The organism is Mycobacterium sp. VKM Ac-1816D, assembly GCF_000416385.1.
In the GTDB taxonomy this organism is placed as follows: domain Bacteria; phylum Actinomycetota; class Actinomycetes; order Mycobacteriales; family Mycobacteriaceae; genus Mycobacterium; species Mycobacterium neoaurum_A.
The window spans coordinates 191,040-210,264 of the sequence record NZ_AOHQ01000137.1 but is presented as its reverse complement, the minus strand read 5'-3'; the positions used below and the strand labels follow the sequence as shown (position 1 = coordinate 210,264).

Sequence of the window (19,225 nt, the reverse complement as noted above, 5' to 3'; positions counted from 1 at the left end):
TGGCGCCGGACGGAAGGTCGTTTACCCTTGTGTGACGCCTCACAGCGGTGGCGCCAGGCGGAATGGGTCATAGGTGACCCGTGATGGCCGGTTGCGCGCGGTGCTTGACCAACTGCAGCCACGGCACCGAGATTGGCGGCCTCCTTGAGCCGGCAGCGACCTTGTCGATGACGATCACCTGTGCGGCGCCCAGGATGACGGCGGCCATGGCCGCGCACAGACCCACCGGGCCCCTTCGGCCTTCTCGTCACAGGGGTCGAAGATGACCTTGATGTCCGGGCGGAAGACTGTCGTCATCTCACATTCGGGATCGGTGTAGATGGTGTCCACTTCGGCGGGTCGATGAAAAAGCCCATGTCAGGAAGCTCCAGTTCTCACGGTGTGACGGGTGTCGCCCATGTAAACACCGTGTTCGAACTCCAGGCAGCTGTCGTTGGTGAGCTCTTTCTACCCCCTTAGGGGTATCGCATGCCGCTGCAAGGTGCCCGATATCGAGACATCAACGAGCACCGTCGGGAGGGGATGGGGTCTAGGGGGTGGTGGCGGCGATGAACCCGTTGATCAACTCGGCGAGTTCGGCGCCGCGGTCCTCTTGCAGAAAGTGCCCGCCGCCGGTGATGGTGGTGTGCGGTTGCCCTTGCGCTCCCGGCACGTTGTCCAGGAACAGCTGTTCGCCGCCGCGGGTGATGGGATCTTGATCGCTGAAGCAGGTGAGCAGCGGCTTGTCGAAGGTCGACAGGACCGACCAGGCATGGATGTTGGCGGCCGATTCGGGATCGTCGGTGCTGGTCGGCACCAAGGTGGGGAAGACGCGGGCCCCGGCCTTGAACGAGTCGTCGGGAAACGGTGCGTCATAGGCGGCGATGACCTCGGCGGTCAGATCGGTGGTACAGCCGCCGTTGATGATGGCACCGACGGGGAGGTCCGGGACTTCTTGAGAGAACTTCTGCCAAGCGGCGAACGCCTCGCCCAGCGAGGACTCACCGGTGGGCAGCCCGGTGTTGGCCACGATCACCCGATCGAACCGTTGCGGTAGCGCGGTCACCAGACGCAGGCCGATCAGCCCACCCCAGTCCTGTCCGAAGAACGTGATGTTCTGCAAGTCGAGCATGTCGAACACGAGGGCAGACATCCAACCGATATGGCGCGCGTAGGTGTAGTCACCGGTCGCCGCGGGCTTGTCGCTGCGCCCGAACCCGACCAGATCCGGTGCAATGACACGATGTCCGGCGGCCACCAGCGGGCCGATCATGTGCCGGTACAGATAGCTCCAGGACGGTTCGCCGTGCATCAGCAGAATCGGATCGGCATCGAGCGGGCCTTCGTCGAGATAATGCAGGCGCAGTGTTTGTCCGGCGCCACTGGGGATTTCGGCGTAATGCGGTGCGAAACCGTAGTCGGGCAGGTGGGCGAAGCGCTCATCGGGTGTGCGGACGATATCCATGGTGTGTCTCCTGGGTCGGCGGGGTCGGGGAACTACTGGCGCGCCATCGCCGCCCTGGAGGCGACGGCATCGGATCCCGTGGGCGGGGACGAGACCAGGTCGACGGTGATTTCGTGCAGGATCCCGCGGAATGCGAAGGGTGAGCGGTAGCGATCGGATACCGCCGATCCGTGGTCATAGCCGATGCTCGATCCGACGGAGGAGATCATCAGCATGTACAGCGGCAGGTCGGCGTGTCCGACCGGCACGGAATCGATCTCGAGGTCCACGGTGCCGCCACGATGGTCGCCGCGCCGGAACCTGGCGGTCAACACCGCATCGCCGGCGGCTAGTGCCCGGGTCGAGATGACCACGGTGTGTTCGCCGAATGCGTTGTAGTCCACCACCAGGTGGTCGTCCTGGACGAACACCGCGATACCCGAATTCTCTGTGCCCGTGGCCCACAGCACGCCGTCTTGGCCGTCGGCGCGGGCGACCCGTGCCGTCAGGTCGAAGCTGGTGCCGCCGATCGGGGCGAAGGCCTGCGGCGGAATGGGCGAGCACGGGGGACGGTAGGTGTAGCGGCCTTCGACCGGATGCGGCGAGTGATGCCGAAACCGGGGGGCGAACAGTTCGATACCGCGGTCGTCGAGTGGCAGCACGCCGTGCCGGTCGGCCTCGAGCCACCACAGGGCGATCAGCTCCGCCAGCCGTTCGGGTTCGGCTCCAGCCAGGTCCTCACACTCGGACATGTCGTGGGACAGGTCGTAGAGCTCCCAGGGCTCGGTGTCATAGTCCGCGCCGGGGATGTGCTTGCACACCGCCTTCCAGTGGCCCGCGACCAGCGCACGGCTACCGGCCATCTCGAAGTATTGGACGGTGTTGGTCGAGGGCGCGGCGGGGTTGTTGAGCAGAGCGGCGAACGAGTGGCCGGTGACCGGGAGTTGTGGTATCCCTCGGTAGATCGGCGGTGGCGTCACACCGGCGAGTTCGTAGAGTGTGGGGGCGATATCGCTGACGTTGACGAACTGGTCACGTCGGGAGCCGCGGTGGTGTTGGTCGATGCCGGCCGGCCAGTGCACCAGCATGGGGACATGCACTCCGCCCTCGTGGGTGTTCTGTTTGTACCACTTGAACGGGGTGTTCCCGCACTGAGCCCAGCCCCACGGATAGTTGGTATGGCTGTGCGGGCCGCCGATATCGTCGAGTCGCGCCACCGCGTCGGCTGGATCCTCCAGGATGCCGTTGAAGAACTTCATCTCGTGCAGCACCCCGATCGGCCCACCCTCCTGGGATGCTCCGTTGTCCGACAGGAGGATGAGCACGGTGTTGTCCCAGACGCCGATTCGGCGTAGACCGTCGACAAAGCGGCCGATCTGATCGTCGGTGTGGTCCAGGAACGCGGCGAACGCCTCCTGCAGACGGCACGCCAGACGTTGCTGGTCCGCCGGTAGGGTGTCCCAGGCCGCCACGCCTGGGTTTCGCGGAGCCAGTGCGGTTCCCGCGGGTATGAGCCCGGTTTCCAGCTGACGGCGGTACACCCTCTCGCGGGCGATATCCCACCCCTCGTCGAATGCACCGCGGTACTTGCGCAGATAAGCGGCCGGCGCCTGGTGCGGGGCGTGCGCGGCACCGAAGGGAAGGTAGGCGAAGAACGGTCGGTCGGGCCGCACGCTGGTGCTGTCGGTGATCATGGCGAGTAACCGGTCGACCAGATCTTCGCTGAGGTGGTATCCCTCTTCGGGCCGCGCCGGGGGATCGACCATATGGTTGTCGCAGACCAGTTCGGGACTGAACTGGTCGGTCTCACCGTCGAGGAAACCGTAGAAGCGATCGAATCCGCGTGCCAGCGGCCATTGGTCGAATGGTCCTGCCGCCGAGCACTGTTCCATGGGGGCCAGATGCCATTTGCCGGCCGCGAAGGTCGCGTAGCCGGCGGTGTGCAGCACTTCGGCGATGGTGGCGGCGCGGTCGGTGATGTGTCCGAGTTGGTGCGGAAATCCGGTCCGGAAATTGGAGACCGCACGCATGCCCACAGCGTGCTGGGATCGGCCGGTGAGCAGTGCGGCACGGGTCGGCGAACACAGCGGTGTCACATGAAAGTTGGTGAACTGCAGCCCGTTGCCGGCGAGTTGGTCGATGTGCGCGGTATCGATATCGGAGCCGTAGCAGCCCAGCTGGGCGAAGCCCGTGTCGTCGAGCACGATCACCACCACGTTGGGAGCATCTTGGCCCGGGTGTGGTGGTTCGCTGAACTCCGGCACCGATTCGGCGATGGTGGTACCGATGGTGCCACCGAAGTGTTGGTCTGGCTGCGACATGGCAACCCCCTCTCTCCGGCGACGCTATGTGTTGATAGTTCCACTGTCAATACTTTGGAGCAGTGCTAGCCTCACGATCGATGAACCACACACCGCCGGAGCCAGCCGAACCGGTCGACGGCCGCCGCGCGCGACGCGAACGGGGCCGTGCGGCGGTGGTCGAGGCGACCATCGACCTTGTGTTGGAGGGTTTTTCACCGCCGACCGTGGAGCAGGTTGCCGACCGGGCGGGTGTTTCCACCGCGTCGGTGTTCCGATATTTCGACACCCTCGACGAGCTGCGTGATGAAACCACCCGCCGTTACTACCAGCGATTCGCCCATCTGTTGCAGATCTCGGATCTCGGCGTTGGCACCCTGGATGTGCGGATCAGGCGCTTCGTCGACAGCCGCCACGAGCAGTACGCGGTGACCGCGCCGATGGCCCGAATGGTGCGCAACCGCGCCTCGAAGGTGTCTGCTCTGCAGGAGATCCTGCACCGGCACCGCGCGGCGATGGCGGCCGATATCGGCACCCACTTTGCCGCCGAACTGGACGAACTCGGCGCGGCGGCGCGGGGGGATTTGGTCGGCACCATCGCCACCCTGACGTCGTTCGAGGCGTGGTCTGAGTTGACCGAGGATCACCGCCGGACGCCTGCGCAGATTCGGCGCGGATGGATCGGGGCGCTCACCCGATTGTTGACCGGCTGAGCGGCCTGTGGCGCTTCACGCGTGCAGCGATTCGGCCAAGGTGTTGACGACGGGCCTGGTGATCATCGTGTAGGTGTCGGCGATGGCGGCGTCGCGGTGAGTCTTCTGCGCCTGTAGCCGTGCCGGGTCGGTGGCGACTGCCATGAATGCCCTTCGGCTCGGAAAGAGATTGAATCGGACCTGATGCCAGGAGCGGCCGTCGCCGACGATGGTGCCGTCGACCCTGAACCAGCCTGCCACGCGGGCGCCGTGGGACAGTGCAACACCGGCGGCGGCGCTCTGATAGGCCTGCATGGCATCGGGGGTGGTGCGTGCGGATTCCGGATCGGCGAAGCGCAGCACGTGCACGATCATCACCGGCCCGTCCTGTGTGCTCGGGGGTTCGGGGACATTTTTCCAGTCGAGCTGTTCCAATCCGTGCGGAATCGGCGGGTAGGGCAGCGGATCGCAGCCGAGGACGATGGTCTGATCCATCCCGGCTTCTTTGTGGACATGCGCGGCCTGGAAATCAGACCGTGACTGCATGTCGATGAACGATCGCCCGGTCGGGTAGCGCACGACGGCGATCCGATCCCACGTCGGAGCATCGCCGAGGAGTTGGGTTTCGACATCGGCAAGAAGGCACAGCTCGGCGCCGATTTCGGCCAAGGTGTCCAGCGGTGCGTACAGATCGTCGGCTTCGCGTCCGGAAATGGTGCCGGCGACCCCGTCGCCATAGTCTGCGACAGCCCGGTACTTCATCAGATTGACCATCCAGCATGGCTTTTCGGACTCGGGTGTCACATCACTCAGTCGAGCGGCGTAGTCGAGATCGATCAGGCCGTATCGGGGGCGATGGTGAATCACGTTGTCTCCAGGACGATTGCGGCGTGGGTGTATCGAGCTGACTCCACGCTAAATTATGAGAGTTGCACTGTCAATATCTGAGGTATGCGGGTGATCAACCGACGACAGTGGTGACGGCGAGCGCGACCACACAGGCGGCGATCACCGCGGTGGTCAGTCCGTATATGGCGGTGCCGGTCCGGCCGACGGCGAACGTGCCCATCAGATTCCGGTCGCGCGCGATGCCGATCATCGCGATCAGGATCGGCACCAGCAGCACGGCATTGAGGATCTGGGTGGCCACCAAAATGGTGACCAGGGGCACCCCGGGTAACAACACGGCGGCCGCACCGGCGACGGTGACGGCTCCGAATGTCACATAGAACGTCCGTGCCTCCCTGAACGAGTCGTCCACAGCCCCCTCTGCTCCCGCGTACTCACAGACCGAGTAGGCGGTGGACAACGGCAGTACCGAGGCCGCCAGCAGCGCGGCGCCGATCAGTCCGATGGCGAACAACGTGGCCGCGGCACTGCCGGCCAGCGGCTCCAAAGCCCGAGATGCGTCGGCGGCCTCGGTGATCTGCAGTCCGTTCTCGTGCAGAGTCGCCGCACATGCCACCACGACGAAGAATCCGATCACTCCCGTCAGAACGGCGCCGGTGACGACGTCCACCCGCTCCAACCGAAGATCGTCGGTGCGCAGTTTCTTGTCGACGGCATAGGACTGGATGAACGACAGACCCCACGGCGCCAGTGTGGTGCCGACGGTGGCGGTCACGATGGCCAGCGCGGCGCCCGTGGCCGGCATCGAGGGCACCACGAGTCCGCGTGCGGCAGCACCCCAGTCCGGTTCGGCGAGGATTCCCGAAGCGATGTAGGCGAGAAACACGGTCGACAACAGGAGCAACACGTGCTCGACGCGGTGGAAGCTGCCACGCAGAACCAGGAGCGAGACGATGATGGCCGCGGCGGGCACGCTGACCCGACGATCGATGCCGAACAGCTCCGAACCCGCGGCGATACCTGCAAATTCGGCACACGTGGTTCCGATGTTGGCGACCACAAGGGTCGCCAGCGTGGCACCGCCGATGCGCACACCGTAGCGCTGGCGCACCAAACCGATGAGCCCTTGACCTGTGATCACACCCATCCGTGCCGCCAACCCATGGAAAAGGACAAGTGCGATGGTGGACAGCAACAGCACCCAGAGAAGCTGATAGCCGAACTGAGCGCCGAGCACCGAATAGGTGGTGATTCCTGCCGGATCGTCATCGGACAGGCCGGCCAGCAAGCCGGGCCCGATCACGGCGACCAGCGCCGCGACGGTGAGTTTGCCGCGTGGACCGGCAGTCATCGCTTCCGCCGTACCCGGCGCCGCGGCCACACCCGTGAGCGCAGCAAGTGGCGACCGAGCAGTCGCGGTGTGCGCTGCAGGCGCGTGCGCCACTGCGCTGCATGGGCGGACGGCATGGCGGTGACGATCCGTTCGACATCGGGGTTCGGCAGCGCCCGCAGCACTCGTTCCCCGGTTTCGGGGTCTACGCGCACCGCCGAAGCGGCAACTGCCGGAGGGTAGGCCGCGACGACCTCGGCGGCCGCGGACACGTCCAGCCGGCCCATCAGTTCGGCCAGTGCGACAGCGTCGAGATGGTGTATGGCAGCCCGTGGTGTCGACAGCGCGACCGCGTGGCCGCGCTCGGAGGTCGGATGTAGATCGGACCACGCCACGGTGTCGTGTCGCGCGCGTGCGGTGACTCTTCCCAATCCCAATCGGCGCACAACCCCGGCGAATCCGACGTCGACGCCTGTAGCCTCCAAGCGGTTTGCGTCACGGCTCACCAGGAGAACGTCGGAAACCCTCGCTATTCGGCGACCGACGATATCGAGGACCTGGGTGTCCAGCACATCGCGGTGCAGCCAGATCTCTGTGTCGTCCCCGGACGGGGCGGTGATACCGACGCCGGTGTCCACCACGAGACCACTGGCCGTGCAGCCCAGGACCGCGGACCACGGGGCGGTCAACGGGGCGTCGTGTCGGCGGGCGATGAGTAGGCCGGTCACCGGCGCCGGCTCCCGGAGCCCGGTGAACCGGACACACAGATCGTCAAGGCGGCCGATGGATCGGCCTGAGCGGTCGTGAACGCGTCGACCGATCACCTCACTGAGTAGCACGGGTCCGGGTCTGACACCGTCGATCGACGGCAATATGGCCGGCACGGTGGTTTCCTCCTGCCATGTCCGCACACCGAAGGCACTGACGAGGCCACGGTATCCGTCAGGGCGTGAAGTCGGCGGGCAGTTGAATGTCGGCGATGGCGACGTTCTCTTCAAGATGGGCCACCGACGAGGTGCCGGGGATCAACAGCACGTTGGGTGCCACCGACAGCGTCCAGGCCAGCGCGATCTGGGCCGGGGTACGGGCGAGCTCGGCGGCCGCATTCTGCACCGCGACATTGCCGAGTACCGGGTTGTCGGTGGTGAAACCGGAGCCCAGCGGAAAGAACGGCACGAAGGAGATGCCGTGTTCGGTGCACAGGTCGAGCACCGGCTGCGAGGAGCGGTCGACCAGGTTGTAGGCGTTCTGCACGGTGACGATCTCGGTGCGGTCCAGCGCAATTCGAAGGTGGTCGACCGAGACGCTGGACAGTCCGATCCCGGCGATCAAACCCTCGTCGCGGGCAGCGATCATGGCGGTCAGCTGGCGGTCGAACAGCTCCCGGTCCACCGGGCTCACACTGTTGGGATCACCGGAATGTATGCGTAGATTCACCGCTGCGAGGCGATCGATACCCAGGGTTTCCAGGTTGGTCTCGATATCGGCGCGCAGTTCATCGGGCTGCTGCGCGGACAGCCACTCGCCCTGTTCGCTGCGGCGGGCGCCGACCTTACTGACCAGTGCAAGGTTTTCGGGGTAGGGATGCAGTGCCTCGCGGATGAGCTCGTTGGCGACATCGGGTCCGTAGAACTGGGCGGTGTCGATATGGTCCACGCCGAGATCGACGGCCCGCTTCAGCACGGCGATGGCCTGATCATGGTCGCGCGGCGGCCCCATCACACCGGGGCCGGGCAACTGCATGGCGCCGAATCCGATGCGCTTCACGGTGAACGGGCCCAGCGGAAATGTTGTCGTCATGGGTCACACTACCTCGCCACCGACGGGATTATTCCGCGATCGCGAGCGTGTGGAGGGCTTGTCGGGGGTCGGGTGGATAGTGCATGCAAAGAGCGCCGCCGAGCGTGGCGGCGTCGATCGGGGTTGGGGGGCACCATGGGAAACAGAGCCAATATCGTGTTGGTAGACCACGACGGCTGGCAGTTGCGATACGCGCACTGGGCCGGCTGTCGAATGCTCGACGCGCTTCTGGCCGGGCCGGAGATGGCTGTGCGCTACATCCGGGACCAGCAGACCAGCGATTTCTGGACCGACGAGCTGTGGGCGGACGGCGGCCTGCTGCTCGATCTCACCGAGCACCGGTTGCTGTTCTTCGGTGAGGAACTCATGGCGACCATGAACGAACGCCGGGCCATGTTCGAGGTTCTGGTTCTACTCTGGCCGGGTTACACCATCTCGTGGGCGTACGGTGCGACGGCGGAGATCGCGGCATATGTGGGGGCACAGGCATCGCTGCGCGACATGCCATCCGAACCCGAGCTGACCCTGGCCGAGGACACTGCCCGGCTGCATCATCTCGTCACCGTCATCGACCGCATCGGCCGGGTGCGCGCGTGGCCGCTGTGGTGGGGCAGCAGCGCGGCGTGGCTCGGTCCGGACCTGCTCGACATCTTGCCGGGGCCCGGTGAACCGGCCTTGGAGTTGGGGGTGATTCCAGAGAGCGGCGTCTATGTCAACGTGCCGAACAAGACGCTCGGGGTGTGGATGACCCGTCCCGTACCGGGCTTGCTCCGATGGTTGCCACAACTGTGGCCTGGGTGGCGGACCGAGTTCTGGGAGGACCGTTTCGAAGAACACCTGCGACGGTGTGGCGGGCAGATCACCGCTCCCATGGTCGATATCGACTCCGGCCTCGCCGAGGCCCAGTCATGGCTTCGGAAAAGGGTTTTCCAGAGCGATGCGGACAGTCCGGCAGGCCGGATCGCGCACCTGGCCGAATTGTTGGCGGACGCGAATCTGCCTACTCCGGAGATCAGTCCGGCGGCGGTGGCGGGCGGAGGGGCACGGCCGACGGCGCAGGAGTGGGAACGATTCGAGGACGCGTGTGCTGCGGTGCGTGCCGCGGTGAGGGCGGCATGATGCGGTGACGCGTTTGCGTCGCCTTGATTCGTCCTGCGCGCCATCCGGTATCTCTCGATTCGGCTACCGCGCCGGTGCGCGCAGGCTATGAATCAAGGGGTGAGCAACCACCACGTGAACCTGACCCCGCACGAAGAATCCCTGATCGACGAAAGTCATCCCGAAGCGCTAACCCGGATGGACGAGAAGTCACTCAAAGAGCTGCAGAGCCGTTTGCGCACTGCGCGGGAGAAGAACTTCAGCCTGCTGCGCAGGCAGGGCGCGGCGCGGGTCGAGGCCGAGGGCGGCCGCGGCGCGGCCGCGCAGGCCAACGAGAAGCGCAGTGAGAAGGTTGACGTCTTCGGCGACGCGCTGGCGCGGGTCGATCAGCGTCTACAGGAGCTCGCCGCATCCGACTGAGTGCGTCCGGCCGAGTGTCGCCGAGTGTGCAACCAGTGCGGTGATCGCGCGAATCTGTCGCAGTGGATGCGCACTCGGTGTCGGGGCGTCAGCGCTGCGGCGGGACGGCAATCAGGTGATGCGACACCGGCTTTCCCTGTGCGTACCGTTCGACGTTCTGCTCGATCACCAGGTCCTGTCCGGTCTGCCGGGTGTGGTGCTGATGCAGGTGCTCGCCCCAGGACCGCACGATGAAGGTTTCGACGAAGGTCTGCTCGCGCTCGACACTGCGGTACAGCCGCCACCTGGCCGCTCCGGTGCGCTGCCGGGATCTGCCAAGCACCGCCATCGCCGCCAGGAATTGTTCTTCATCCTGCACCGGAACGAGATAGTCGGTCATCACCAGCACCGGGCCGTCCAGCGGTTCGGGCTCGATCACCAGCGATGGCTCCGGCCAGTGCGAGGAGGGGCTCAGATCGATGTTGCCTGTCTTGGCGTGCAAGGGCCACCACAGCGTCGAGATCGCACAGCCCACCAACAGGCCCGCGCTGACCAGCAGGCTGTTCACCGGCGTGGTCGTACCCGCGAGCACACCCCACAGAATCGACCCGAGCGCCTGCCCACCCATGAAGATCAGCTGATATACCGACAACCCCCGGGCACGGACCCACCCGGGCAGGCTCAGTTGCATCGACGCGTTGAGTGTGGACAGACACAGCAGCCAGGCCGTCCCGCCGAACACCAGCGCGATGAGCACCACGGCGAACAGGTCCACCAGTGCCAGAACCGCTGTCGCCGCGGCGAACCCGGTGGCGGCCAACGCCAGCAAGGTGTTCTCGCCGAACCGGGACCGTAGCCGGGACAGGCCCACTGCGCCCAGCACCGCACCGAGTCCGAGTGCACCGAGCAGCAGCCCGTACCCCGATGACGTCAATCCCAGCTTCCGGTCGGCGATCACAGGCAGCAGACCCCACAGCGCGCTGGCCGGAGCGATGAAAAGTGCAGTGCGCAGCAGTATCCGACGAACGATGGGGGAGCTTCGGATGTACCGTCCGCCGGCACTCAGCGCCGCCAGCGCCCGTTCCGACGGGAAATTCTGGTCGACGGTGGGCCTGCGCCACAGCACCAACACGATCACCGTACCGACGAAGGACACCGCGTTCAGCGCGAACACGACTGTGGGCCCTGACAGCGACACCAGCGCTCCGGCGATCGCCGGTCCGATGGCGCGGGCGCCGTTCATGCTCATGCTGCCCAGCGCCGCGGCCGCGGGGATCTGTGCTGCGGGAACGAGGTCGGGCTGGATGGCCTGCCAGGCCGGCATGGTCAGTGCCTGACCGCACCCGATCAGGAACAACAACAGCAGCAGGACCGTGGGGGTGGTCAGTCCGGTGCCGGTCAACACCGCGAGCAACGCGACCGCGGACGCCATCGCGCCCTGGGTCGCGATGAGCAGCCGCCGCCGGTCGATCAGGTCGGCCAGCACTCCGGATGGCAGCGCCAGCAGCATGACCGGCAGCGTGGTGGCGGTCTGCACCAGGGGCACGAGCACTGCCGCCCGCGGATCACCGACGAGCATCCACTGGGCGCCCACCATCTGCATCCAGGTGCCGAGATTGGAGACGAACTGCGCGATCCACAATGCGCGGAAGACCGGCGACCGTAACGGCGCCCAGGTCGTCACCGGCGAGCTCACGGGCTCAATCTACGCGCCATCGGTGCGCTCTTCCGGCCGATGCGGGCTGGCCCGCAGCGAGCCGGGGTGTGCCTTCGCGTCGGGGTCCTTGCGCGTCTTGATGAGGCTGGCGACCGTCACGATCGTCAGGATGACGATGATCACGGCCAGGCTCACGTATGTGTCGATCTCGGGAATGCTGGGATTGATGTCGACATGACCCCAGTGCAGGACGAGCTTCACGCCGATGAAGGCCAAGATGATCGACAGCCCGGTCGACAGGTACACCAACCGGTCGAGCAGCCCTTTAACGAGGAAGAACAGCGCTCGCAGCCCGAGCAGCGCAAAGGCGTTGGCGGCGAAGACGATATAGGCCTCGCTGGTGATGCCGAAGACCGCGGGGATGGAGTCCAGCGCGAACAGCAGATCCACGCTGCCGATCGCGATCAGCACCGCCAGCATCGGCGTCGCCATCCGGCGGCCCTGGGCCCGGGTGAACAGTTTTCCGCCGTCATAGTCGTCGGTCACCGGCACGAACCGGCGCGTCGCGCGGACCACGAAGTTGTTCTCGACGTCGGGATCCTCGTCGCGGTGCCGGAACAGCTGGACGGCGGTATAGATGAGCAGCAGGCCGAACACCAGGAACATGAACGAGAACAGCGACAGTAGCGTCGCGCCGAGCGCGATGAAGATGGCGCGCATGATCAACGCCAGGATGATGCCGAAGGTCAGCACCTTGTGCTGGTGCTCCTCGGGTACGGCGAACGTCGTCATGATGATGACGAAGACGAACAGGTTGTCCACCGAAAGGCTCTTCTCGACCAGATAGCCCGCGAAGTACTCGGTGCCGGCGTCGCCCCCGTAGGTCATGGCGAACCAGACTCCGAACGCCACGGCCACCAATATGTAGAACACCGACCACGCGGTGGCCTCCTTGAACCCGACCCGGTGCGGTCGCAGCGCGGCCAAGAGGAGGTCGACGGCGAGCAGGACGATGATCACGGCTATCGTCAGGCCCCACGTCACCGGGCTGATATCGAGCATGTGTGTGCGTCTCCTCCGCATGACCGGCACGTCCGGTTTTCAAGATCACCGGTACCCAGTCGGGGGAGTCGTCAATCACTTCCTGGTGTCGACCATAATTCCTCCGTGAGTGCACAGACCTCCCGGTCGCGTCGGTTCGGACGCATCGAGTCCGCCGACCTGACCCAGGCCGCCGTTTTCGCTGGTCTATTGGCCGCGCTGGGTCTGCCCGGCACACTGACGATCGGGCCGACGGGTGTGCCCATCACGCTGCAGACCCTGGGTGTGATGTTGGCCGGATCGATCCTGGGACCGCGGAAGGGCGCGTTGGCCGTCGGGTTGTTCGCCGTGCTGGCCATCGCAGGGCTACCGATTCTGGCCGGTGGCCGCACCGGGCTGGTGTCACTGTCGTCGCCGACGGCCGGGTTCTTCGTCGGCTGGCTGCCCGCCGTCATCGTGATCGGGATGCTGACTGCGCTGATGATGCCGCGCTACCGGACGCTGTGGGGTATCGGCATCAATATCGTCGGCGGGATGGCGGTGATCTATCTGTTCGGCACCGCGGGCCTGATGCTTCGTACCGACCTGTCCTGGTGGGCCGCGCTGGCCACCAACGGCATCTATGTGCCAGGCGATATCGCCAAGGCGGTGTTGTGCGGCGTCGTCGCCGCGCAGGTCCACCGCGCGCGTCCCGGGCTGATCACCCCGTGGCGGACCGCGCGGGCCTAGGCGGGGACGGACAGCGTGACCGAGGAGCTCATCGTCCTCGACGGCGTCTCGCACGCATTCGGGGAGCGCACGGTGTTGCGCGACATCACGCTGACCATCGGCGAGCGTCGCGTCGGCATCGTCGGAGCCAACGGAAGCGGTAAGTCGACGCTGGCCCGGTTGCTCAACGGGCTGGTGATACCCGACACCGGTGCGGTGCGGGTGCGCGGTCTGGACACCAGGCGCTCGGTCAAACAGGTGCGCCGACTGGTGGGGTTCGTGTTCACCGACCCCGACCGCCAGATCCTGATGCCGACCGTGGGTGAGGACGTCGAGCTCTCGCTGTCGCGTCTGTCGATGGATCGGGCCGCCAAGGCGGCGCGGGTGGCCGAAGTGCTGGAGAGGTTCGGACTGTCCGGGCATGCCGACCAGCCCGCGCACCTGCTCTCGGGCGGACAGAAGCAGTTGTTGGCGCTGGCCACCGTGTTGGTCACCGAGCCGGCGGTGGTGGTCGCCGACGAGCCGACCACGCTGTTGGATCTGCGTAACGCGCGGATGCTCCGCACCGCCTTCGCAGATCTGGACACCCAGTTGATCGTTGTCACCCATGACCTGGACCTCATCGAGGACGCCGATCGGGTGATCGTGTTGGACGAGGGCCGGGTGGTGGCCGATGACGTACCTGCCGCCGCGCTGGCGGTGTACCGGCGGTTGATGGGGTGAGCGTGCTTGGCGATTACCGGCCGGGGACATCATGGCTGCACCGACTGCCGGCCGGGGTGAAGCTGGTCGGGCTGGGCGCGGTGATCATCGTGATGACCATCGTGGTGAACTCCCCGATGAAGCTGACCGTGGCCACCGCCGCACTGCTGGTGGCCGCCGGCTCGGCGCGGCTGTCGGTCTGGTCGCTGATCGTGCAACTGCGCCAGGTGCTCTGGGTGGTGGGCTTCATCTTCGTTCTGCAGGTCGTGCTCACCGACTGGCGCCGGGCGCTGGTGGTGTGCGGGGTGTTGCTGCTTGCCGTGGCCTCGGCGGCGATGGTGACCCTGACCACCAGGACGACGGCGATGCTGGATGCGGCGATGCGGGCGATGGGGCCGCTGGCACGGTTCGGTTTTCCGGTCCGACAGGTCGCCATCGCCCTTGCCCTGACGATCCGGTCGATCCCCTTGCTTGTCGACATCATCGCCCGCGTCGACGAGGCGCGGCGCGCCCGTGGCCTGCGCGTCACCCCACGGATCGTGTTCGTCCCGATCATCGTGGGGGCCTTGCAGGCCGCCGATGATTTCAACGAGGCGTTGATTGCGCGCGGTCTCGACTGACCGGGCCCGCGCGCGGAGTCAGCCGCTCTCGGCGAGGCCGGCCTCGGCCTGGACCAGTTCGACGGTGTCACCGACGTCGATGGTGACCACGGCCGTCGCCTGGAACAGGCCATGGACGTCGTCGGTGCGCGCCACGGTATGGGCCCGCGCGAAGAGCGGCTGCACGTCGAACACCTTGACGCGTACCTTTTCCCGAGTGAGACGGCCCAACTCGCGTCCGGACTCGGGATCGGTGATGACCTGACCGAACTCCGAGTGGACCGCGAACACCATGCCCGCCGTCACCCCGGCCTGCGAACCCCGGTTGATGACCAGGGTGTAGTCGTCTTCGATATGGGCCACCTGGCCGTTCACGAGGCCGCCAACGAACTGCTCTCCCGCAGAGCGGTTTTGGCACCCGCTCGGATGCGCGGGCGGGCCGCGGACTCATCGGGGAGCAGCAGTGCGTCGATGGGCGTCGTCTCGGTCTGCTCGGTGCCCAGGGTGAGTTCGAGGGCGGTCTTGGCCTGGAACAGTGCGATCATCGCCGCCTGCTGACGCTCGGCGCCGAAGGAGTTCAGCGCCAGCGTGAGCTTGTGGTCGACGTAGTCCACCGCGCGCTGCAGGTCTTTCGCGGAGGCCGCCGGAGCGGCTGTCGCGGTTTGCGCGGTGTGGTCGGCCTGGGAGTGGCCGTTGCCGTACCGGCGATGGCCGAGCGCGCCGAGTGCGATGGCGCACACCGGAATCACGACCACCGAGCAGAGCAGGCCTGCTGTGCCCCGCCAGGCGATCGAACCCACGATGCCGAGCAGCATCAGGGCGGCCAGCACGGCCATGGTGCGCAGAGCCGGCGGCACGGAACCGACTGCCCGGCTGGTGGCGCGTGCGACGTCGGCACACGATGTGGCCACCGCATGGGCTGCCGTGAGGAGGGCGGTTCCCGCGCTGCGGGCCAACCGCCCTGCAGTGTCGACATGCCGCCGGGTCACCGGATTCTTCGGCATCGACCATCCTCGAGCACCCTGCCGAGAATCTTGTCCGGTGGTCTTCGCGTCGGCCGTCGGGGCCTCGGCGGCGGGGGGATAGCCCGGGCGCGCGGGCTGTGGGTCCGAGGTCACCGGAGGCACCACAGCGACAGTTGACCCATCGAACACATTGGTGTCATTGGTCTCAGTCGTGTCACTGGTCACAGTCGCACCGTCGGCCACGTTCGCACCGTCGGCCACATTCGCATCATCAACCACAGTTGTATTTTCGCGCCCTCGCCGTGCGAAAATCTCTCCGGCGCGCCGATGCCACCCCGAATATGTGCCGGACAGGTGCATAAAACGAGGAATCGGACGCGGAGCGAAAATATTGACGGTCGTTGCGTGAAATATGCGTGCACGGGGTACGCGTGCGTCGGCGAAAGGGAGCCCGATGATTAATGCAGGGGAGCGGCGGCTCGGTTTGTGTCCGGGTTGCGGCTATCCGGTGATCGGCCCGCAGGCCTGCGCGGTCTGTGCCCCGTTGCTGACCGCTGCGCAGGGCGAGCATGCCGACGCGGGACCGGGCCCCATCGTCGCCGCGTAACCGTCACCATCGATCGGTTCGGTTCACCGCAGCATTCCCAGCAGCTGGTTGAAGAATTCGGACATGGACGGGTGGGTGTACATCCCCTCCCGCATGGCGGTGGCGGTAACCCGGTGCCGCATGGCCAGTGACACCAGATTGATGACCTCGTGCGCGTCATGACACAGCAGCGCCGCGCCGAGGATCAGGTCGGTCTCGGCGTCGACCACCAGCTTAATCAGGCCCGCGGTCTCACCGACGATGCGGGCCCGCGGCACCGTCGCCAGCTTCGCCACCGGGCTGACCGCCACCCGAACGGCCCGACCGGCCTGGCGTGCCTCGCGCTCGGTCACCCCCACGCGCGCCAGCGGCGGCGTCAGGAACAGACAGTTCGGTACGGCGGCGCGCTGGGCCGTGGAGCGTGGCTGAGCGACACCCGACAGCTGGTCGAGCACGATGCGGTGATCGTCGAGGGAGATGTAGGTGAATTGCGGGCCGCCGTTGACATCTCCGACGGCATACACGTTGGGCACGCCGGCGCGCAGGAACTCGTCGACCGCGACGGCGCCGTTGGCAGCGGTGCGTATCCCGGCGGTGTCGAGGCCAAGGCCCGCGGTGTCGGGAACCCGGCCCAGGGCGACCAGGATGGTGTCACCGTCCGCGGCAGTGGTTTGGCCGTCGACCGAGTAGCGCACCCGCGCCCCGCCGCCCACCGTGCTGACCTCGTGGAGGGCCGCGCCGGTGACGATCCGCACTCCGCGCCGCTCCAACAGGTCGCGCGCCGACGCGGCGACATCGTCGTCCTCGAATCGAAGGATCTGCGAATGGTGTTCCAGGACTGTCACTTCGGTGCCGAAGCCAGCCATCATCGATGCTAACTCCAGCCCGATGTACCCGCCGCCGAGCACCACCAGCCGATCTGACCGTGGGACCCTGGAGAGCAGTTCGGCGCTGGTGACGGCAACCGGGCATTCGCGGAGACCAGGGATGTCGGGAACCACCGGCACCGAGCCGGTGTCGATCACGACGGCGGCGGCCGACACGGTCACCTCACCGTCGGCGGTGCTCACCGATACCGAATCGGGCCCGGTGAAAACGGCTCTGCCGGTCAGCACCCTGACACTGGGAATGGGATCGAAGATGCCGTAGTTGACCGCGCGCAGATCCGCGGTCAAGGCTTGGGTGGCCGTTACCGCGACGGCATGAGCGGTGACCCCGTCCTCGCCGGGGCGACGTTGCTCACTGTGATAGACCATCGATTTGGTCGGCACGCACCCCACGTTGATGCAGGTGCCGCCGTACATGGCCGGGGACTTTTCGACCAGGACCACGCTGCGACCCTGGTTGCCGAGCGCTGCGGCCAACGTCTTGCCGCCCTTGCCGAATCCGATGACCAGCAGGTCCACTCGCAGATGTGTCATCCTGCCCTCCTCTGCGACGCAACGGTATTCGTCAGCACCGGTATCACTGTGGATGCGCCGCGATGTACTCGACGGCCGGAACGGGGGAGAGGCTTCGGTAACCGACAGGGAGCAAGACGTCGCCGGCCGTGGTCCGGTAGTACACCTCCCATCGGTAGAAGCCGGCGAAGGCGCGCGGATCCGCGGCGAGTACCGCCGCATAGGCCTTGACGGCCGCCACGTAATCATCGGAGTTGTTGTACCGGAACAGCGCATGATCGGGATCGTCGACGAAGCCGTTGGAGGCCAGATAGCGACCCGCGGCCAGAATCGCGTCGCGCGGGTCGCGGATGTCTCCGCCGGCGCCGTGCGCGGCGAACGTCGACGGTAAGAACTGCATGGGTCCCTGCGCACCGGCGCTGCTGGTGCCGGTGATGCTGCCGAGCCGGGTCTCGACCAGGTTGATCGCGGCCAGGTAGTTCCAGCCCACGCCCGAGGTGGCCTGGGCCTCTCGGTAATGGTCGAGCAGTTCATCGGCGGGCTTTGGCGCGACGATCCGCCAGGCCGGCAGGGTCGCGTTGGCCTCGGTGGTGAGCAACGCGTCCAGATGGCGGCGGGCGGTGATGTTCAGGTCGTAGACCGAGACGAACTCCGCCGGGATGCGCGGGCGAACGATCGCATCCCATTCGGGATGCCTACCGATGGTTCGATAGGCCATCTGTTGGCGGCGCGCCGCGATCTGCAGCACCGGCTCCGGTGCGCCGGCGTCACGCAGCATCCGTTCGTCGGTGACCAGATCGTCGGCGATCTGAGCCGGATCGGCCGCCAGCCGCGGCTGTGCGGGAGCCGCCGGTGCCGGACGTGGTCGCGACGGAGCGGTCGGTGCGGTGGCGGCCGGATTCGCGGCCGCCGGCTGCTCGGCCGGCGGCCGAGGGTGCGCGCAGGCGACCATCGTTGTCAGCACCGTCATCGACGCGGCGACAGCCACCGCCATCGACACGTCCCGGCCAAGTCGCGCATTCCCGGCCGTCGGGAGGTGTCGTTCGCGTAATTTGCGATGCAGCTTCACCGAGCAGCGTGTGACGACGATGTGGCGACCATAGCAAGCGGCCGTCACCGGCACGTCCGTGCTGCGAATTCGGTGCGGTGCATCGGTATCGCTTCGGAAGGGACTCTCATGGGATATGCCGCGCACATCGGACGAGTGGGGGCGTTGGCGGTCACATTGGGCGTCGGGGTCGCGGTGGGGTGGGCGCCGGCGGCGTCGGCCGATGCCTCGGGTGACGCGTCGTCGAGTACGTCATCCTCTTCCTCGTCGTCATCATCCTCGGGCACGGGTTCGTCCTCCTCTGCCGGGTCGTCGACGTCGAGTTCCTCGGAGACGTCACCTTCTGAGACAAGCCCTGCGACGTCTCCCACCGCAGGGGGATCGGCTGCTCCGTCGGGCACAGATCCCGGGCCGACGGACCCGACCGACACCTCGGGGCAGGCGGGCTCCGAGGAATCCGACGCCGCACCGGACACGAAGAAGACCACCAGGAAATCTGCCCGTCAGGCCGGGACATCAGGCGTCCTGGAGCGCCGTGCCACGACCCGCGCCACGACCCGCGCCACCGAGGCGCCCGGCTCCGACACGCAATCGGGCACCGAGCGCCTCACCGCCCGACAGACGGGCA

The 19,225-nt window shown here is 66.5% G+C and carries 21 protein-coding genes; 7 read left to right on the top strand and 14 right to left on the bottom strand.

Annotated features, from left to right (window positions below; all coding sequences use genetic code 11):
* Positions 1-67 precede the first annotated feature (67 nt).
* The 3 genes from G154_RS26835 to G154_RS16140 form a co-directional block, all read right to left on the bottom strand.
* Complete coding sequence (locus G154_RS26835) at positions 68-226, bottom strand: hypothetical protein (protein ID WP_019509898.1); 159 nt, start codon at positions 224-226, stop codon at positions 68-70.
* A 303-nt stretch (positions 227-529) separates the two neighbouring features.
* Positions 530-1,444 (bottom strand): haloalkane dehalogenase, encoded by a 915-nt coding sequence (locus G154_RS16145; RefSeq protein ID WP_019509899.1) that lies wholly within the window; start codon positions 1,442-1,444, stop codon positions 530-532.
* Between the two features lie 32 nt (positions 1,445-1,476).
* Positions 1,477-3,744: an arylsulfatase gene (locus G154_RS16140; protein ID WP_019509900.1), complete on the bottom strand. Its 2,268-nt coding sequence runs from the start codon at positions 3,742-3,744 to the stop codon at positions 1,477-1,479.
* A gap of 80 nt (positions 3,745-3,824) precedes the next feature.
* Here G154_RS16140 and G154_RS25600 point away from each other — a divergent pair, with 80 nt between their 5' ends.
* Positions 3,825-4,436 (top strand): TetR/AcrR family transcriptional regulator, encoded by a 612-nt coding sequence (locus G154_RS25600; RefSeq protein ID WP_019509901.1) that lies wholly within the window; start codon positions 3,825-3,827, stop codon positions 4,434-4,436.
* A gap of 15 nt (positions 4,437-4,451) precedes the next feature.
* Here G154_RS25600 and G154_RS16130 read toward each other — a convergent pair whose 3' ends face one another.
* The 4 genes from G154_RS16130 to G154_RS16115 all read right to left on the bottom strand — a co-directional run bounded on the left by G154_RS16130 (position 4,452) and on the right by G154_RS16115 (position 8,394).
* A complete protein-coding gene (locus G154_RS16130; RefSeq protein WP_019509902.1) occupies positions 4,452-5,282 on the bottom strand; it encodes a hypothetical protein in 831 nt (276 codons plus the stop codon).
* A 94-nt stretch (positions 5,283-5,376) separates the two neighbouring features.
* Complete coding sequence (locus G154_RS16125; protein WP_031601535.1) at positions 5,377-6,615, bottom strand: NRAMP family divalent metal transporter; 1,239 nt, start codon at positions 6,613-6,615, stop codon at positions 5,377-5,379.
* A complete protein-coding gene (locus tag G154_RS16120) occupies positions 6,612-7,322 on the bottom strand; it encodes a magnesium transporter (protein ID WP_234827593.1) in 711 nt (236 codons plus the stop codon). Before G154_RS16120 ends, G154_RS16125 begins: the two co-directional genes overlap by 4 nt.
* Positions 7,323-7,536: 214 nt before the next feature.
* Complete coding sequence (locus G154_RS16115) at positions 7,537-8,394, bottom strand: oxidoreductase (RefSeq protein ID WP_019509905.1); 858 nt, start codon at positions 8,392-8,394, stop codon at positions 7,537-7,539.
* A gap of 135 nt (positions 8,395-8,529) precedes the next feature.
* On the opposite strand from G154_RS16115, the gene G154_RS27135 reads away from it, so the two are divergent.
* Together G154_RS27135 and G154_RS16105 are read left to right on the top strand one after the other, a co-directional pair.
* Positions 8,530-9,513 carry a hypothetical protein gene (locus G154_RS27135; protein WP_019509906.1) on the top strand — a complete coding sequence of 328 codons (984 nt, stop codon included), beginning with the start codon at positions 8,530-8,532 and terminating at the stop codon, positions 9,511-9,513.
* A gap of 99 nt (positions 9,514-9,612) precedes the next feature.
* A complete protein-coding gene (locus tag G154_RS16105; RefSeq protein WP_023985877.1) occupies positions 9,613-9,912 on the top strand; it encodes a hypothetical protein in 300 nt (99 codons plus the stop codon).
* Between the two features lie 88 nt (positions 9,913-10,000).
* Here G154_RS16105 and G154_RS16100 read toward each other — a convergent pair whose 3' ends face one another.
* Together G154_RS16100 and G154_RS16095 are read right to left on the bottom strand one after the other, a co-directional pair.
* The gene (locus G154_RS16100; RefSeq protein WP_019509908.1) at positions 10,001-11,587 is read right to left on the bottom strand and encodes an MFS transporter; all 1,587 of its coding nucleotides are present in this window, start codon (positions 11,585-11,587) and stop codon (positions 10,001-10,003) included.
* Between the two features lie 9 nt (positions 11,588-11,596).
* Positions 11,597-12,610, bottom strand: a complete 1,014-nt coding sequence (locus G154_RS16095) for a TerC family protein (RefSeq protein ID WP_019509909.1) — start codon at positions 12,608-12,610, stop codon at positions 11,597-11,599.
* 105 nt (positions 12,611-12,715) lie between these two features.
* Between G154_RS16095 and G154_RS16090 the strand changes: the two genes are divergently transcribed.
* From G154_RS16090 to G154_RS16080, 3 genes are read left to right on the top strand one after another with little or no spacing between them, the layout of a single operon-like run.
* A complete protein-coding gene (locus G154_RS16090) occupies positions 12,716-13,318 on the top strand; it encodes a biotin transporter BioY (protein WP_019509910.1) in 603 nt (200 codons plus the stop codon).
* 15 nt (positions 13,319-13,333) lie between these two features.
* On the top strand, positions 13,334-14,020 hold the full coding sequence (locus tag G154_RS16085; RefSeq protein ID WP_019509911.1) for an energy-coupling factor ABC transporter ATP-binding protein: 687 nt from the start codon (positions 13,334-13,336) through the stop codon (positions 14,018-14,020).
* Positions 14,017-14,619, top strand: coding sequence for an energy-coupling factor transporter transmembrane protein EcfT (locus tag G154_RS16080; RefSeq protein WP_019509912.1), 603 nt, complete (start codon positions 14,017-14,019; stop codon positions 14,617-14,619). The genes G154_RS16085 and G154_RS16080 overlap by 4 nt, the downstream gene beginning before the upstream one ends.
* A gap of 18 nt (positions 14,620-14,637) precedes the next feature.
* Here G154_RS16080 and G154_RS16075 read toward each other — a convergent pair whose 3' ends face one another.
* Positions 14,638-14,973 (bottom strand): hypothetical protein, encoded by a 336-nt coding sequence (locus G154_RS16075; RefSeq protein WP_019509913.1) that lies wholly within the window; start codon positions 14,971-14,973, stop codon positions 14,638-14,640.
* Positions 14,970-15,602 carry a hypothetical protein gene (locus G154_RS16070; protein WP_031601533.1) on the bottom strand — a complete coding sequence of 211 codons (633 nt, stop codon included), beginning with the start codon at positions 15,600-15,602 and terminating at the stop codon, positions 14,970-14,972. The genes G154_RS16075 and G154_RS16070 overlap by 4 nt, the downstream gene beginning before the upstream one ends.
* A gap of 415 nt (positions 15,603-16,017) precedes the next feature.
* Here G154_RS16070 and G154_RS26495 point away from each other — a divergent pair, with 415 nt between their 5' ends.
* Entirely contained in the window at positions 16,018-16,170 is a 153-nt protein-coding gene (locus G154_RS26495; RefSeq protein ID WP_155944850.1) for a hypothetical protein, read from the top strand.
* Positions 16,171-16,193: 23 nt separating this feature from the next.
* Here the strand turns inward: G154_RS26495 and G154_RS16065 are convergent, their stop codons facing one another.
* From G154_RS16065 to G154_RS26490, 3 genes are all read right to left on the bottom strand, one after another.
* Complete coding sequence (locus G154_RS16065; RefSeq protein ID WP_019509916.1) at positions 16,194-17,570, bottom strand: NAD(P)/FAD-dependent oxidoreductase; 1,377 nt, start codon at positions 17,568-17,570, stop codon at positions 16,194-16,196.
* A 43-nt stretch (positions 17,571-17,613) separates the two neighbouring features.
* Positions 17,614-18,519, bottom strand: coding sequence for a lytic transglycosylase domain-containing protein (locus G154_RS16060; protein WP_045546474.1), 906 nt, complete (start codon positions 18,517-18,519; stop codon positions 17,614-17,616).
* A gap of 143 nt (positions 18,520-18,662) precedes the next feature.
* Positions 18,663-19,085, bottom strand: coding sequence for a hypothetical protein (locus tag G154_RS26490; RefSeq protein ID WP_019509918.1), 423 nt, complete (start codon positions 19,083-19,085; stop codon positions 18,663-18,665).
* Positions 19,086-19,225: the final 140 nt, after the last annotated feature.

Excerpts from the sequence above, each read along its gene's own strand:
- G154_RS16145 (WP_019509899.1), bottom strand. The coding sequence starts at position 1,444 with ATGGATATCGTCCGCACACCCGATGAGCGCTTCGCCCACCTGCCCGAC.
- G154_RS16140 (WP_019509900.1), bottom strand. The coding sequence starts at position 3,744 with ATGTCGCAGCCAGACCAACACTTCGGTGGCACCATCGGTACCACCATC.
- G154_RS25600 (WP_019509901.1), top strand. The coding sequence starts at position 3,825 with ATGAACCACACACCGCCGGAGCCAGCCGAACCGGTCGACGGCCGCCGC.
- G154_RS16125 (WP_031601535.1), bottom strand. The coding sequence starts at position 6,615 with ATGACTGCCGGTCCACGCGGCAAACTCACCGTCGCGGCGCTGGTCGCC.
- G154_RS16115 (WP_019509905.1), bottom strand. The coding sequence starts at position 8,394 with ATGACGACAACATTTCCGCTGGGCCCGTTCACCGTGAAGCGCATCGGA.
- G154_RS27135 (WP_019509906.1), top strand. The coding sequence starts at position 8,530 with ATGGGAAACAGAGCCAATATCGTGTTGGTAGACCACGACGGCTGGCAG.
- G154_RS16095 (WP_019509909.1), bottom strand. The coding sequence starts at position 12,610 with ATGCTCGATATCAGCCCGGTGACGTGGGGCCTGACGATAGCCGTGATC.
- G154_RS16070 (WP_031601533.1), bottom strand. The coding sequence starts at position 15,602 with ATGCCGAAGAATCCGGTGACCCGGCGGCATGTCGACACTGCAGGGCGG.
- G154_RS26495 (WP_155944850.1), top strand. The coding sequence starts at position 16,018 with ATGATTAATGCAGGGGAGCGGCGGCTCGGTTTGTGTCCGGGTTGCGGC.
- G154_RS16065 (WP_019509916.1), bottom strand. The coding sequence starts at position 17,570 with ATGACACATCTGCGAGTGGACCTGCTGGTCATCGGATTCGGCAAGGGC.
- G154_RS16060 (WP_045546474.1), bottom strand. The coding sequence starts at position 18,519 with ATGACGGTGCTGACAACGATGGTCGCCTGCGCGCACCCTCGGCCGCCG.